General features: G+C 68.0%; 13 protein-coding genes. 4 read left to right on the forward strand and 9 right to left on the reverse strand.

All coding sequences use genetic code 11. The features are described 5' to 3' along the window. Positions 1 to 16: 16 nt before the first annotated feature. The 3 genes from R4823_RS27965 to R4823_RS27975 all read right to left on the reverse strand — a co-directional run bounded on the left by R4823_RS27965 (position 17) and on the right by R4823_RS27975 (position 3248). Complete coding sequence (locus R4823_RS27965) at positions 17 to 1012, reverse strand: tripartite tricarboxylate transporter substrate binding protein (protein ID WP_087840425.1); 996 nt, start codon at positions 1010 to 1012, stop codon at positions 17 to 19. A 119-nt stretch (positions 1013 to 1131) separates the two neighbouring features. Then, entirely contained in the window at positions 1132 to 2505 is a 1374-nt protein-coding gene (locus R4823_RS27970) for a sensor histidine kinase N-terminal domain-containing protein (RefSeq protein ID WP_338619234.1), read from the reverse strand. A 74-nt stretch (positions 2506 to 2579) separates the two neighbouring features. After that, on the reverse strand, positions 2580 to 3248 hold the full coding sequence (locus tag R4823_RS27975) for a response regulator (RefSeq protein ID WP_132980153.1): 669 nt from the start codon (positions 3246 to 3248) through the stop codon (positions 2580 to 2582). 433 nt (positions 3249 to 3681) lie between these two features. On the opposite strand from R4823_RS27975, the gene R4823_RS27980 reads away from it, so the two are divergent. After that, on the forward strand, positions 3682 to 4518 hold the full coding sequence (locus R4823_RS27980; protein ID WP_087840429.1) for an NAD-dependent protein deacetylase: 837 nt from the start codon (positions 3682 to 3684) through the stop codon (positions 4516 to 4518). Positions 4519 to 4531: 13 nt separating this feature from the next. Here the strand turns inward: R4823_RS27980 and alr are convergent, their stop codons facing one another. Together alr and R4823_RS27990 are read right to left on the reverse strand one after the other, a co-directional pair. Beyond that, positions 4532 to 5599 carry an alanine racemase gene (gene alr, locus R4823_RS27985; RefSeq protein ID WP_338616924.1) on the reverse strand — a complete coding sequence of 356 codons (1068 nt, stop codon included), beginning with the start codon at positions 5597 to 5599 and terminating at the stop codon, positions 4532 to 4534. Next, positions 5596 to 6900, reverse strand: a complete 1305-nt coding sequence (locus R4823_RS27990; protein WP_338616925.1) for a D-amino acid dehydrogenase — start codon at positions 6898 to 6900, stop codon at positions 5596 to 5598. Before R4823_RS27990 ends, alr begins: the two co-directional genes overlap by 4 nt. Before the next feature lie 132 nt (positions 6901 to 7032). Between R4823_RS27990 and R4823_RS27995 the strand changes: the two genes are divergently transcribed. Continuing rightward, positions 7033 to 7500: a winged helix-turn-helix transcriptional regulator gene (locus tag R4823_RS27995; RefSeq protein ID WP_087840433.1), complete on the forward strand. Its 468-nt coding sequence runs from the start codon at positions 7033 to 7035 to the stop codon at positions 7498 to 7500. An 11-nt stretch (positions 7501 to 7511) separates the two neighbouring features. Here R4823_RS27995 and R4823_RS28000 read toward each other — a convergent pair whose 3' ends face one another. Beyond that, a complete protein-coding gene (locus tag R4823_RS28000; RefSeq protein ID WP_087840435.1) occupies positions 7512 to 8447 on the reverse strand; it encodes a LysR family transcriptional regulator in 936 nt (311 codons plus the stop codon). Between the two features lie 117 nt (positions 8448 to 8564). Here R4823_RS28000 and R4823_RS28005 point away from each other — a divergent pair, with 117 nt between their 5' ends. Further along, positions 8565 to 10073, forward strand: coding sequence for a CoA-acylating methylmalonate-semialdehyde dehydrogenase (locus tag R4823_RS28005; protein ID WP_338616927.1), 1509 nt, complete (start codon positions 8565 to 8567; stop codon positions 10071 to 10073). Between the two features lie 95 nt (positions 10074 to 10168). On the opposite strand, the gene R4823_RS28010 is transcribed toward R4823_RS28005, so the two are convergent. Genes R4823_RS28010 through leuC form a run of 3 tightly spaced genes read right to left on the reverse strand, consistent with a single transcriptional unit; the run spans position 10169 to position 13196 of the window. Further along, positions 10169 to 11068, reverse strand: a complete 900-nt coding sequence (locus R4823_RS28010; RefSeq protein ID WP_132980156.1) for a LysR substrate-binding domain-containing protein — start codon at positions 11066 to 11068, stop codon at positions 10169 to 10171. A gap of 60 nt (positions 11069 to 11128) precedes the next feature. Beyond that, the gene (gene leuD, locus R4823_RS28015) at positions 11129 to 11785 is read right to left on the reverse strand and encodes a 3-isopropylmalate dehydratase small subunit (RefSeq protein WP_338616928.1); all 657 of its coding nucleotides are present in this window, start codon (positions 11783 to 11785) and stop codon (positions 11129 to 11131) included. 10 nt (positions 11786 to 11795) lie between these two features. Continuing rightward, entirely contained in the window at positions 11796 to 13196 is a 1401-nt protein-coding gene (leuC, locus tag R4823_RS28020) for a 3-isopropylmalate dehydratase large subunit (protein ID WP_279817144.1), read from the reverse strand. Positions 13197 to 13389: 193 nt separating this feature from the next. Here leuC and R4823_RS28025 point away from each other — a divergent pair, with 193 nt between their 5' ends. Then, entirely contained in the window at positions 13390 to 15318 is a 1929-nt protein-coding gene (locus R4823_RS28025; protein ID WP_087840440.1) for an aconitase family protein, read from the forward strand. Positions 15319 to 15321: the final 3 nt, after the last annotated feature.

Consider the following 15321-nt stretch of genomic DNA (forward strand, 5'->3'; position numbering starts at 1 on the left):
ACGACACGGCCGCCGCTCATTTGCGCACCAGTCCGAACTCGTCGGCCAGCTTGCGGTACTCGGCAACCTGCTGCTTGATGTAGCCGTCCAGGTCCTTGCCGGTCTTGTTGAAGGGGAACAGGCCGCGTTCCTCGCGCAACTTCGCGAATTCGGGCGTGGCCATCATCTTGTCGAAGGTGCTCACCCACCACTGGTAGTCGGCGTCGGCGACCTTCGGCCCCACGTAGAAACCGCGGATGATGGGCCACTGGATGTCGAAGCCCTGCTCCTTGGCGGTGGGCACGTCGGCCAGCCGGCCCGGCAGGCGCTGCTCCGAGAACACGGCCAGGATGCGGATGGGCACGCCGGCATCCAGCACGGACGCGACTTCGCCGGCATCGCCCGAATACACCTGCACGTGGCCGCCCTGCAAGGCGGTCAGGGTCTCGCCACCGCCTTCGAAGGCCACGAAGCGCATGGTCTTGTAATCGATGCCGGCGGCGCGCGCAGTCAGCGCGGCCTTCATCCAGTCCTGGCTGCCGATGGTGCCGCCGGCGCCGAACACCACCTTGGTGGGATCGGCCTTGATGGCGGCCATCAGGCTCTTGAGATCCTTCCAGGGGGCGTCCTTGCGCACCACGACCGCGCCGTAGTCGGTGCCGATGCCGGCCACCCAGCGCACGTCGGATTCGGTATAGCGCCCGAACTTGCCCTGGGCGATGTTCAGCAGCGAGCCTCCCGAGAAGGCCACGATGGTGCCGGCCTCGGCGGGCCGCTGGGCGATGATGGTGTTATAGGCCACCGCGCCGATGCCGCCCGGCATGTATACGGACCGCATCGCGGCGTTCAGGTACTTGCCTTCCTGCAAGCCGCTCTGGGCGATCTTGCAGGTCAGGTCGAAACCGCCCCCCGGCTTGGCCGGGGCGATGCACTCGGGCCGTTCGGGAGCGGCAGCGGCCGGTTGCGCGGCCAGTCCCGCCAATGCCATGGCCGCGGCACACGCCGCCGCCCGCAGTCGGACTGTGGGTTTCATCGGTCACCTCCTTGTCGTTGTTGTCGATGTCGCGGCTGGGCCGCACCGAGGCGACTGTACGAACGCGTCGCTTTCAACCGGCTTTCAATTCCCCCTCTTTTCGTGCTGCGAAGCAGCATTCAGGCCCCGGGGAAAACCAGGGCAGCACGCAGGCCGGGACCCGGTTCCCGGTTTTCCAATACCAGCCGCCCCTTGTGCAGGCCGGCGATCCGCTGGGCGATGGCCAGCCCCAGCCCGGCTCCGGGCTTGCCCTTGCCCGACTCGCCCCGGCGGAAGCGCACCCCGGCCCGCTCGATGTCGGATACCGGCATGCCCGGACCGCTGTCCTCCACCTTCAGCACGATCTGCCCTGGCTCGCGCAGCAGCGTCAAGGTCACCATGCCCCCCTCCGGGCTGTAGCGGATGGCGTTGTCCAGCAGATTGAGCACGGCCTCGCGCAGCAGGACCGGGGAACCGGCCATCCACAAAGCATCCCCGGGCGCCTCGATTCCGTAGTCCAGGCGCTTGGCGCGCGCGGCCGGCAACAGGCTGCGCACGCATTCCCCGGCCAGTTCGGCCAGATCGGTCTGCACGAAAGGCAGCCCTCCCTCGGCCAGCGAAGCATCATGTACGCGGGCCAGCGCCAGCATCTGGTTCGCCATGCGTATGGAGCGGTCCACGCCGGCATGCATGGCCTGCAAGACCTGGCGGACCGCCTGCGGATCGGTCTCGCGCAGCGCGAAATCCACCTGGGTCTTGAGCACGGTCAGCGGCGTGCGCAACTGGTGCGAGGCATCGTCCAGGAACTGGCGCTGCGCGCGGGCCTGGGCATCGTGCCGCGCGATGTGCCGGTTGATCGCGGACACCAGCGGCTGGACTTCGGCCGGCACCTGGCTGTCGTCCACCGGCCGCAGGTCGTCCGGGTCGCGCGCATCGATCTCCTCGCTCAGGCGCACCAGCGGGCGCAACGCGATGATCACCCCGCCTGTCAGCAGGATTGCGCTCAACAGGATCTGCAGCGTGTCGCGCTCGATCGCGCGCATCAGCACGGTTCGCGTGAAGCCCGCCCGCGATTCGATGCTTTCCGCGACCTGGATGACCACCCGCTGGCGTTCCTTGGCGCCGTACAGGGGCGGATCCAGCCGCCGCGCCAGCACGCCCACGCGCACGGGTTCGCCGAAATATTCGGCGTTGAAGAATTCCGCCCGCCCCGATACCAGCGGATGCTCGGGCATGGGAAGCGCCGGGTTGCCGATCTCGGTCAGGTTGTCCTCGGTGGACACCCGGAAATACACGTTGCCGCTGGCGGTCAGCTCGAAGAATTGCAGCAGCCGGTAGGGCAGTTCCACCGCCAACCCGCCGCTTTCCGTCGATATGTTCAGGTCTATGGCCCGCAGGGCTCCTGCCAGCGAACGGTCGTAGGCCGCATTGGCCAGGTCGTCCAGCAACCGGACGGACAGCCACAGGCCACCGCTTGCCACCACGGCCAGGACGGGAAGCAGCCACCACAGCAGGGTCGACTTGAGGCTGCGCCGCCGTGGCCGCCGCGCCGGGCCATGCGAGATGCCGTCCTTGGACGAAGGCGCCGTCACGCGGGCTCCAGGCTGTACCCCAGTCCGCGCAAGGTCACGATGTGTACGCCGGTATCGCCCAGGCGCTTGCGCAGGCGGTGGACGATGACTTCGATGGCATCCAGCCCGACGTCGTGGTCGTCGTCGAATACCCGGTCCAGGATCTGCTGTTTGGTCATGGGTTCGCCGCTGCGCTGGATCAGGGCCCGCAGCACCGCATGTTCCCGCGGCGACAGAGCCAATGGCTGGTTGTCGAGCAGGAACTTCTGGGCGGCCAGGTCGAAAACCAGCGGTCCGCAGGACAGGCGGGGGTGTTCCCTGCCCCGGCTGCGCCGTATCAGCGCGAGCAGCCTGGCTTCCAGTTCGGCCACGTTGAAGGGCTTGGGCAGGAAATCGTCCGCGCCTTCATGCAGGGTGGTCACGCGTTCCGTCAGTGAATCACGCGCGGTCAATATCAGGACGGGAGTGCGGTCGTCGCGGGCACGCAGCCTGGCCAGCAATGTGCGGCCATCCAGGCCCGGCAGTCCCAGGTCCAGGACGACGGCGTCGAAGTCCTCTACCTGCAGGCGCTTTTCGGCGACCACCCCATCGTCGGCCCATTCCACGACGAAGCCGGCATGTCTGGCCAGCGTGCCTGACAGCCACCGGGCCAGTTCGGGTTCGTCCTCGACCAACAGGATGCGCATGGCGTATCGGGTGCTCCGTACTTACTTATAGGAATGAGACGCCTGGATGCTAGGTGTTCGCCCTGTTGGGGTCAACCGCGTCCGCGCAGCGGCGCCCCGGGCCGCTTGCGGCCCCTCGTCGCGGTAGGAAAAAAGATGTTTGAGCTTTTATCCCAAAACTATCTATCCAATTCGTAGTAAGTAATAGGAGCCTGTGGATAACTTCGCGCGTACGAAAAAACCTTTTCGATTCAACGGCTTGCCTAATTTTTAGGCATGTGGATAAGCTTGTCCACAGGGTGTACCCGAAAATTGGACAAGTTTTTCGGCGGGCGGCGAAAGCGAAGTTATCCACAAAGGGTCAACATCGTGTGCACACCCCCGCTCCCCAGAGCTTATCCACAGGCCCTGGAATGGCCGCATCGGGTATCCTGGTCGCCTGCCTGGAGCCGTTATGGATGTATCCGCCTCTTCTTCCGCCCTGGCCGCGTTCGTGGGCCGCTACGAACGCCTGTTCGTCCTGACCGGCGCCGGATGCAGCACGGATTCGGGCATCCCGGACTATCGCGACGCCGATGGCCAATGGAAACGCACGCCGCCCATCGACTTCCAGGTATTCATGCGCGACGGACTGGCCCGGGCGCGCTACTGGGCGCGCAGCATGATCGGGTGGCGGCGCTTCGGGAAAGCCGGGCCCAACGACACCCATCGCGCGCTGGCCCGGCTGGAGGCCGGTGGAAGCGTGCGGCTGCTGGTCACCCAGAATGTGGATGGCCTGCATCAGGCGGCGGGCAGCCGCGAGGTGGTGGATCTGCATGGCAGGCTGGACGAGGTCCGGTGCATGCATTGCGCGCACCGCGAACCGCGCGCCGTGTTCCAGCAGCGCCTGGAAGCGGTGAATCCCGCCTGGGTCGCGCTGGACGCGGCCGATGCGCCCGATGGCGACGCGGACCTGGAGGCGGTGGATTTCTCCCGTTTCGCCGTGCCCTCCTGCCCGGCCTGCGGCGGCATCCTGAAGCCGGACGTCGTCTTCTTCGGCGAACAGGTGCCCGCGCCGCGCGTGGCGACGGTGCTGCGCGCGCTGGACGAGGCCGACGCCATCCTGGTGGTGGGCTCGTCGCTGATGGTGCATTCCGGCTACCGCTACGTGCGGGCCGGCGCGCAGGCCGGCCTGCCGGTCGCCGCGGTCAACCTGGGGCGCACGCGCGCCGACGACCTGCTGACCCTGAAAGTGGAGCAGTCCTGTGCCCAGGCGCTGGCCTTCCTGCTGGAGGACCGGGCGGCGGCATGAGGCCGCGCCAGGCTCAGCCCGAGTAGTCCAGCGGTACCCGTTTCACGTTGCACAGCAGCTCGTAGGCCACGGTGCCGGCCGCCCGGGCCACGACATTCACGTCCACCTGCCTGCCCCACAGTTCGACCCGGCTGCCCACGCCGGCGCCGGCCAGGTGGGTGATGTCCACCGTCAGCATGTCCATGGAGATCCGGCCGACCAGGCGGCTGGGCCGGCCATCGACCGATACCGGCGTGCCGGATGGAGCCGATCGCGGGTAGCCGTCGGCATAGCCCACGGCCACCAGGCCCACGCGCATGGGGCGGTCCGCGACGTAGCGGCCGCCGTAGCCGATGGCATCGCCCGGCTGCACGCCGCGAACCGCGAAAATGCGGCTCTCGAGCGTCATGACCGGGATCAGTCCGTGGCCGGCGCCGGGCATGGGATCGGCGCCGTACAGCAGGATGCCCGGCCGCGACCAGTCGCCGCGCGCCGCGGGCCAGCCCAGCACGCCGGCGGAATTGCTCAGGCTGCGGTCGCCGGGCAGCCCGCCCGTCAGCGCCTTGAAGGCTGCAATCTGCCGGGTGGTGGCGGTCTGGTCCGGTTCATCCGCACGCGCCAGATGCGTCATGAGGGTGATGTCCGCGACCTTGCCGCTGGCCGACAGGCGCGCATGGGCATCGGCCAGTTCGGCCTGCGTCGAAAAACCGGCCCGGCGCATGCCGGTGTCGGCCTTGAGCCATGCGTGCAGGCCGCGCAGGTCCGGTTGATATTCGATCATGCGTACCTGATGCTCGTGATGCACCACCATCCAGAGACCATGCCGGTTCGCCAGCCGGAGTTCGTCGGCATCGAAGGCGCCTTCCAGCACCAGGATGGGCCGGATGATGCCCGCCGCCCGCAGCGCCAGGGCTTCATCGGTGAAGGCCACCGCGAACCCGTCGGCCATATCGGCCAGCGCCCGCGCGCAGGGGATGGCGCCGTGGCCGTAGGCATTGGCCTTGAGCACCGCCAGTGCCCGGCCCCCGTGCAGGCGCCGTGCCAGCGCGTAGTTGTGTCGCAGCGCATCCAGGTCGATGCGTGCGCGCGCGGGACGAGTCATGGCCGGGCCGCCAGCGGTTGCTGCCGGGCGATGCGCGCGCCGCGGACGCGGCCGGCGTAGCGGTCGATGGCCAGCCCGTCCAGGCTAATCTCCGGCCGCCGGCCGCTCAGCTGGTCGGCGATGAGGCGGCCCGATCCGCAGGCCATGGTCCAGCCCAGCGTGCCGTGTCCCGTATTGAGGTACAGGTTGGGGTAGCGCGTGGCGCCCACGATGGGCGTGCTGTCGGGCGTCATGGGACGCAGCCCGGTCCAGAAGGTCGCCCGCGCCAGGTCGCCGCCGGGGAACAGGTCGTTCACCACGTGCTCGAGCGTGGCCCGCCGCCGCGGGTCCAGGCGCAGGTCGTAGCCGCCCAGCTCGGCCATGCCCCCGACACGGATGCGATGGTCGAAGCGGGTGATGGCGATCTTGTAGGTCTCGTCCAGCACCGTGGATTGCGGCGCACGGGAAGGATCGACCAGCGGCACCGTCAGCGAATAGCCCTTGACCGGATAGACCGGCAGGTCCAGGCCCAGCGGTTCGAGCATGCCGCGCGAGTAGCTGCCCAGGGCCAGCACGTAGCGGTCGGCCGTCAGGATCCGGCCACCCGCGCGCACGCCGGCGATGCGGCCGCCCTCGACCACGAGCCCGTCCACCGCCTGCCCGTAGCGGAAATCCACGCCCAGCGTGCGGGCGATGTCGGCCAGCGCCCGCGTGAACAGATGGCAGTCGCCGGTCTCGTCCTTGGGCAGGCGCAGGCCGCCCGCCAGCTTGCCGGCGGATACGGCCAGGCCGGGTTCGACGCGGGCCAGTTCGTCCCGGCCCAGCAGCTCGAACGGCACGCCGCATTGTTCCAGCACCGCGATGTCGCGGCCGGCGGCGTCGAGCTGGGCCTGGGTGCGAAAGAGCTGCAGCGTGCCGCCGGTGCGCTGTTCGTACTGGATGCCGGTTTCCGCGCGCAGCTGTTGCAGGCAGCTGCGGCTGTACTCGGCCACCCGCATCATGCGCTCCTTGTTGACCGCGTAGCGTTCGGCCGAGCAGTTGCGCAGCATTTGCGCCATCCAGCGTAGCTGGAACAGGCTGCCGTCCAGGCGGATGGCAAGCGGGGCATGCCGCTGGAACATCCACTTGATCGCCTTCAGCGGGATGCCCGGCGCGGCCCAGGGCGTGGAGTAGCCCGGCGAGACCTGGCCGGCGTTGGCGTAGCTGGTTTCCTGCGCGGGACCGCCCTGTCGATCCAGCACGGTGACTTCCAGTCCCGCGCGGGTCAGGTAATAGGCACTGGCGACCCCGATCACGCCGCCACCGAGAACGAGCACCTTCATGGAAAAATTCTCGCGTCGTATATGTATTCAGCTAGTATAGGAACGATAATCCAGTGAATTTCACTGAAATTCACTTCTTGGACAATGAATTCAACCGGAAGGTCCCCGTCCAAACCGGGGGGACGAAGTGACATGCACGAGCTCGATCGCACCGACAGGAAAATCCTCGACATCCTCCAGCGCGAGGGCCGCATTTCCATGACCGAGCTGGCCGATCGCGTCGGCCTGTCGGCCTCGCCCTGCTCGGAACGGGTACGGCGCATGGAGCGCGAGAAGGTCATCACCGGCTATCACGCGCACCTGTCGCCCACCGCGCTGGGCAAGTCGCTGCTGGTCTTCGTCGAAATCAAGCTGGCCTCGAAATCGGGCGAGATCTTCGACAAGGTCCGCATGGAATTGCTGCACGTGCCCGACGTGCTGGAGTGCCATCTGGTGTCGGGCAATTTCGACTATCTGGTCAAGGCGCGCCTGGGCGGCATGCGCGAGTACCGCCGGCTGCTGGGGGACATCCTGAAGAAGCTGCCGGTGGCGGCCGAGTCGCACAGCTACGTGGTGATGGAAGAGGTCAAGGAAAGCCTGGCCCTGCCCATGGACCGCTAGGTATTCTGGTTCTACCGGTCCGGCAAGGGAAAGCCCTGCGCCAGCGACTCGCGCAGGTATTCGACGAAGCATTGCACCGCGCGCGGCACGCGCGGCGCCCAGGGGCGCAGCGCATACAGCTGGTTGCCGAAGAAGCCTTGCACGCGCCAGCCCGGCAGTACCGGCCTGAGCCGGCGCATGGCGGGTGCCGCGCTGAAATCGGGCAAGAGGCCGATGCCCAGTCCGTCCAGCACCGCGTCGCGCAGCACCTCGCTGTTGTTGGCCTTCAAGGGGCCCTGCACGGGCACCGACATCGTCTCGCCCCGCGCATCGTCGGCCGCGACGAAGGTCCAGGTATCGGCGCCCGGCCCGAGGTACAGCACGCAATCGTGGTCCGCCAGGTCGCGCGGGTGCCGGGGCGCCCCGCGCCGTCGCAGATAGGCGGGGCTGGCGACCAGCAGCGAGCGTGTCTCGCACAGCGGCCAGGCAACATAGCTTTCGGGTGCGGCGGCCGTGTGGCGGATGGCCAGGTCGTAGCCTTCCTGCGCCAGGTTGACGAAGCGGTCGGTCAGGTCGAGGTGGATGCGCACCTGGGGATAGTCGCGGAAGAACGCCGCCAGCCGCGGCGCGACGTGTTGCCTGCCCAGCGCCACCGGCGCGGTGACGCGCACCGTGCCGCGCGGCGTGCCGGACAGGTCCTTTACCGCCGTGAAACCGGCGTCGATGCGCTCGAACGCCGGCGCGGCGTCGGCCACCAGTTCCCGGCCGGCGTCGGTCAGCACGACCGAGCGCGTCGTGCGCTGGACCAGCGGCACGCCGGCCGCGCGCTCCAGCGCGACTATGCGCATGCTGACCGAAGCCTTGGACAGGCCCAGGCGCCGGGCCGCCTGGGTGAAGCTGCGGGTCTCGGCCAGCACGGTCAGCAGGTGGATGTCGGCCACCCAGGGCCCGATGATATCGGCAGCCATGTTTTTCCGTTCAGATTGTTCAATTTATTGAACACTTTAATCGTCTTCGGCCGGCTTATCCAATCGACCGGGCCGACCTAGACTGGAGGTCTTGCTCTTCTTCTCAGGATGACCGCCATGTCCGCTTCCATCGTCCATTGGGTGGACGGCCGCAAGATGCCTTCGCAGGGATCGCGCGTCGCCGACGTCTTCAATCCCGCCACCGGCGCCGTCTCCGGCCAGGTGGCGCTGGCCGGCGCCACCGACGTCGATGCCGCCGTCGCCAGCGCCCGCCGCGCCTTTCCCGCCTGGGCCGACGTGCCGCCCATCCGCCGGGCGCGCGTGATGTTCCGCTTCCTCGAACTCTTGAACCGCCACAAGGACGAACTGGCCCGCGCGATCACCGCCGAGCACGGCAAGGTGTTCACCGACGCGCAGGGCGAAGTCGCGCGCGGCATCGACATCGTCGAGTTCGCCTGCGGCATTCCGCAACTGCTCAAGACGCAGTTCACCGACCAGGTTTCCACCGGCATGGACAACTGGACCCTGCGCCAGCCGCTGGGCGTGGTGGCGGGCATCACGCCGTTCAACTTCCCGGTAATGGTGCCGATGTGGATGTTCCCCGTGGCCATCGCGGCGGGCAACTGCTTCGTGCTCAAGCCCAGTCCCATCGACCCCACCCCTTCGCTGATGATGGCCGAGCTGCTCAAGGAAGCCGGCCTGCCGGACGGCGTGTTCAACGTCGTGCAGGGCGACAAGGAAGCGGTGGATGCCCTGCTGGCCCACCCCGACGTGGCCGCGGTGTCCTTCGTCGGCTCCACACCCATCGCGCAGAGCATCTACGAGACCGGCGCGCGCAACGGCAAGCGCGTGCAGGCGCTGGGCGGCGCGAAGAACCACATGGTGGTCATGCCCGACGCCGACCTGGACCAGGCCGTGGACGCGCTGGTCGGCGCGGGCTACGGCTCGGCGGGCGAGCGCTGCATGGCCATCTCGGTGGCGGTGCTGGTGGGCGAGGTGGCCGACCGCATCGTGCCGCGCCTGGTCGAGCGCGCGCATGCGCTGAAGGTCAAGAACGGCATGGAGCTCGACGCCGAGATGGGCCCCATCGTGCATGCCGGCGCGCACCACCGCATCAGCGACTACATCGGCCTGGGCGTGGAAGAAGGCGCGAAGCTGCTGGTGGACGGCCGCCGCTTCGATCCGGCGTCGGCAGGCGCGGGTTGCGAGCGCGGCTTCTGGATGGGCGGCACGCTGTTCGACCATGTCACACCCGAGATGCGCATCTATCGCGAGGAAATCTTCGGCCCCGTGCTGTCCTGCGTGCGCGTGCCCGACTTCGCCTCGGCGGTCGAGCTGATCAACGCGCACGAATTCGGCAACGGCGTGAGCTGCTTCACCAGCGACGGCAACGTGGCGCGCGAATTCGGCCGCCGCATCCAGGTCGGCATGGTGGGCATCAACGTGCCCATTCCGGTGCCCATGGCCTGGCACGGCTTCGGCGGCTGGAAGCGTTCGCTGTTCGGCGACATGCATGCGTACGGCGAGGAAGGCGTGCGCTTCTACACCAAGCAGAAGAGCATCATGCAGCGGTGGCCGAGCAGCATCGAGAAGGGCGCGGAGTTCGCCATGCCCATTGCCAAGTAGAGGATCCCCCCTACGCGCTTCGCGCGCCCCCCAGGGGGCGATGCGGGTGGACCGGCAAAGCCGGATCCACCGCATCCTGGGTCTGCGTAGGGGGGTTACCTATTCATCAGGAAGTTGACTAATGCGGCGGCGGGGGCTGAGAGGCCCTCGCGCTGCCGGAAGACCACGAAGAGTTCGCGCGCGGCCCAGGGTTCGTCGATGGGGATCAGCGCGAGGTCCAGCGTGCCCACGTACAGTTCGCCGCTGTGCTGCGGCACCACCGCCACGCCCAGGCCGACGTGGACCATGCGGCACAGGGCATCCAGGCTGCTGACGCTGATCTTGACGTGCAGCGTGGCGCCCAGATGTCCGGCTTCCTTGACCAGCAATTGCGTCAGCGACGTCCCCTGCCCCATGCCGACGATGTTCTCGTCCATGAAGTCGCGCAGGCGCACCACGGGCGCCTTGGCCAGGCGATGGCGGCGCGGCACGGCCAGCACCAGGCGGTCGCTGCGGTAGGGCAGGTGCTCGAGCCGCTCTATGCCCGGGACCTTGTTCGAGAAGCCCAGGTCGAAATCGCTTTCGGTCAGGCTGCGCAGCACCTGGCTGCTGGTCTGCTCGTCGATCTGGATGTCCACGTCGGGGAACACGCGCTTGAAGGCGGCGATGTCCTCGGGCAGGAACTGCACGATGGACGACATGTTGCCGACGATGCGTATCGTGCCCTTGGCGCCGGTGGCGTACTGGGACAGCTCGGCTTCCATGCGTTCGATATCGGCCAGCACTTCGCGCGCGTGGCGGTACACGGCCTCGCCTATCGGAGTGACCGAAATGCCGCGTGATTCGCGGTGGATGACCGGCTGCCCGATCACGCCTTCGATCTCGGCGATGCGGCGGCTGACGGCCGAAGGCGCGATGGCCTCGCGCTCGGCCGCGCGCGCGATGTTGCGTTCCTGGCAGACGGCGACGAACAGGCGCAGCGAGGTCAGGTCGAGTTTACGGACGAGATTGCTCATGGTCTTGCCTTCCTGTCGCTGCGCCGATTGTGGCACGGCGGGCGACAGGGGGCAACGCGCTCAGGCGCTCCGGCGCGCGGGCGACAGCCAGGGGTACGCGCGCAGGTGCGCGTCCTCGAAGGCGCGGATCTGGTCGGCCTTGCGCAGCGTCAGGCCGATGTCGTCCAGGCCGTTCAGCAGGCAGTACTTGCGAAAGGGCGCGATGTCGAAGGCGAACGACGGCGTGCCGTTCGGACCGGACACGGTTTGCGCCTCGAGGTCCACCAGCAGTTGAACCGGCCTTTCCCGCGTCGCCAGCGCGAACAGCACGTCCACTTCGTCCTCGCGCAGCACGACGGGCAGGAGACCGTTCTGCATCGCGTTGTTGTAGAAGATGTCGCCGAAGCTGGGCGCGATCACGGCGCGAAAGCCATATTGCTGCAAGGCCCACGGCGCGTGTTCGCGCGACGAACCGCAGCCGAAGTTGGCGCGGGCCAGCAGGATGGTCGCGCCCTGGTAGCGCGCCTCGTTCAGCACGAAGTCCGGATTCAGCGGACGGCCGCTGCAATCCTGGCCGGGCTCGCCCTGGTCCAGGTAGCGCCATTCGTCGAACAGATTGGGACCGAAGCCGGTGCGCCGGATGGACTTCAGGAACTGCTTGGGAATGATGGCGTCGGTGTCGACGTTGGCGCGGTCGAGCGGCGCGACGAGCCCTTGCAGACGATCGAATTTTTCCATGATGGACTCCTTACAGGGCGCGCACGTCGACGAAGCGGCCGGCGATGGCCGCGGCGGCCGCCATCGCGGGGCTGACGAGGTGCGTGCGTCCGCCGGCGCCCTGCCGGCCTTCGAAATTGCGGTTGGAGGTCGAGGCGCAGCGCTCCCCCGGCGAAAGCCGGTCGGCGTTCATCGCCATGCACATGGAACAGCCGGACTCGCGCCATTCGAAGCCGGCGTCGATGAAGACGCGGTCCAGGCCTTCCTGTTCCGCCTGCGCCTTCACCAGTCCGGAACCCGGCACCACCATCGCGAGCCGGATGTTCGGCGCCTTGCTGCGGCCCTTGACCACGGCGGCGGCGGCGCGCAGGTCCTCGATGCGCGAGTTGGTGCACGAACCGATGAACACCTTGTCCAGGGGAATGTCGGCGATGGGCGTATTGGCCGCCAGTCCCATGTAGGCCAGCGCCTTGCGCATCCCTTCGCGCCGGACCGGATCGGCTTCGGCGTCGGGGTCCGGTACCCTGCCATCCACGGCCACGACCATCTCGGGAGAAGTGCCCCAGGTCACCTGCGGCACGATGGACGCCGCATCGATCTCCACCACCGTGTCGAACACCGCGTCCTCGTCCGAACGCAGCGTGCGCCACCAGGCCACGGCCTGGTCCCACTGCGCGCCCGACGGCGCGAACGGCCGGCCGCGCAGGTAGTCGATGGTGGTGTCGTCCACCGCGATCATGCCGGCCCGCGCGCCGGCCTCGATGGACATGTTGCAGATGGTCATGCGGCCTTCCATGGACAGCGCGCGTATGGTCGAGCCCGCGTATTCGATGGCGTGGCCGGTGGCGCCCGCGGCGCCTATCCTGCCGATCAGCGCCAGCACGATGTCCTTGGCCACCACGCCGGGCTGCAGCATGCCTTCCACGCGCACCAGCATGGATTTCATCTTGCGCGCAATCAGCGTCTGCGTCGCCAGCACGTGCTCGACTTCCGAGGTGCCGATGCCGTGCGCCAGACAGGCGAAGGCCCCGTGCGTGCTGGTGTGGGAATCCCCGCACACCACCGTCATGCCGGGCAGCGTCGCGCCCTGCTCGGGACCGACCACGTGCTCGATGCCCTGGCGGCGGTCCTGCATGCCGAAGAAGGTCAGGCCGAAGGTGCGGGCGTTGTCCTCCAGCGCGCCTACCTGCGCGCGCGAGAACGGATCGTCGATACCCTGGCTGCGGTCGGTGGTGGGAACGTTGTGGTCGGCGATCGCCAGACAGGAATCGGCGCGCCACGGCGCGCGGCCGGCCAGCCGCAGGCCCTCGAAGGCCTGCGGGCTCGACACCTCATTGATCAGGTGCCGGTCGATGTACAAGAGGCAGGTGCCGTCGGGTTCGGCGGCGAAGGCGTGCGTGTCCCAGAGTTTGTCGTAGAGCGTGCGCGGCATGCGGTGTAGCCTTTTCATCATGAACCGCTTCATTCTAGGAGTGGCGCGTTGTTCGAGAGATGATGAATCGAGATGGCTGCCGTCGCGGCGGAAACCGGTTTGCAACGATTTCGCCGATGGAGATGCCAGCCATGCCCATTTGATGCTTCATGAGCGTTCCGAACCTCTCTACAGTGCGGAAAAGGAGTCGTTCATGCAAGACAGCATCCGTTTCGAGGGCCGCGTGCTTTACCTGTCGCGCGATCCGTCCTGTATCCGCCGCCAGCTGGCCGGCGAATCCGTTTCGCTCGCCCAGGCCGGACCGCTGCGCGACGACGTGTCGACCGACGAGATCACGCCGGTCACGACCATGCTGGTGTACGACGAGCGCCTGGGCCGCTATCCCTACGTGGGGTTGAAGGCCGGCGACGAGCTGCCCATAGGCGAGGACGCCGTGCGCCGGGGCGGCTTCGGGATCACGGTAGCGGGCAAGCGCTACGGCAAGGGTTCGTCGCGCGAGCACAGCCCGCTGGCCGAGCTGTCGGCCGGCATACGGCTGATCGTGGCCGAGAGTTTCGAGCGCATCTATCAGCAGAACTGCGACAACATCGGCATCCTGACCACGACGGACTTCGACGTGCTGCGCCGGATCGAGGCCGGCGAGTCCATTCCCATCGAACTGTTCCTGAAGGGCCGCGACGCGCTGACCCAGGCCATCATCCGCAGCGGCGGACTGATGGCCTACAGCCGGCAGGCGCTGCGGGCCGACACGGCTTCCACGCCACGCGCCCCGGGCAAGGGGCTGACGCTGGTCGAGAAGATCATCCACCGGCACCTGCACCCGGACACCGTGGACGCCGGACGCGGCAGCGGCGTGTTCATCCGCGCCGACTGGCGCTTCAGCCACGACTATTTCACCGGCATGAGCGCGCACCTGATGCACCTAGCCTACGGCAAGCCGGCGCCGCTGCGCGATCCGGACCGCATCGTGGCCTTCCACGACCATCTGGTCCTGGCGCCGCAAAGCGTGCCGCACGTCAAGGGTGGCCTCCTGCCGCGCGTGGCGACCCTGGTGCAGGGACACCATGATTTCATCGACGATTATCCGGTGCGCCACTACGGCCAGTTGCCCGACGGCAGCGGGTCGGAGGGCATCTGCCATGCGTTGATGGCCGAGCGCCACGCGCTGCCGGGCGAGGTCGTGGCCGGCACCGATTCGCATACGCCGCATGCCGGCGCGCTGGGCTGCCTGGCGTTCGGCGTGGGCTCGACCGACATGGCCAACAGCTGGGCCACCGGCTACGTTCGCTGCAAGGTGCCGGAGACCCTGCGCGTGGAGGTCTCGGGCACACTGGCGCCCGGCGTCACGGCCAAGGATATCGTGCTGGTGCTGCTGCGGTCCGAGGCCGTGCGCAACGGCGAGGCCATCGGCGCGGTGTTCGAATACGGCGGCGAGGCGGTGCGCGCCATGTCGGTGGACGAGCGCGCCACGCTGACCAACATGGTGGCCGAGCTGGGCGGGTTCACCGGCATCGTCGAGCCCGACGAACGTACCGTGGCCTTCCTGAAGGAACGGCGCGGCATCGACTTCGCGCTGGAGGACTGGATGGCCAGCGATGCGGACGCCGCCTACCGCCGCGTGATCCACATCGACGGCGCGGACGTGCGGCCCATGGCGGCCCGCCCGGGCGATCCTGGCAACGGCGTGGCCATCGCCGAGCTGGACGGCGACGTGGCGGTCGATATTGCCTACGGCGGCTCCTGTACCGGCGGCAAGCGCGCCGATTTCGACGCCTACCACGAGGTCCTGAAATGGGGCCTGGACCAGGGGCTGCGCATCGCGCCGCACACCCGCTTCTACCTGCAGTTCGGCACGATGGAGGTCAAGCGCTATTGCGAGCAGCGCGGCTACCTGGACGTTTTCGAGCGTGCCGGCGTGGAACTGGTGATGCCGGGCTGCGGCTCGTGCGCTAATTGCGGGCCGGGCCAGTCGACTTCGGCCTCGCAGGTCACGATCAGCGCGATCAACCGCAATTTCCCGGGCCGCTCGGGGCCCGGGAGCGTATGGCTGGCCAGTCCATATTCGGTGGCCGCCAGCGCGCTGGCGGGCCGGATCGTGGACTATGGACAGCTGCGGAGATAGACG

The sequence above is a fragment of the Pigmentiphaga sp. CHJ604 genome, assembly GCF_036972535.1.
In the GTDB taxonomy this organism is placed as follows: Bacteria; Pseudomonadota; Gammaproteobacteria; order Burkholderiales; family Burkholderiaceae_B; genus Pigmentiphaga; species Pigmentiphaga daeguensis.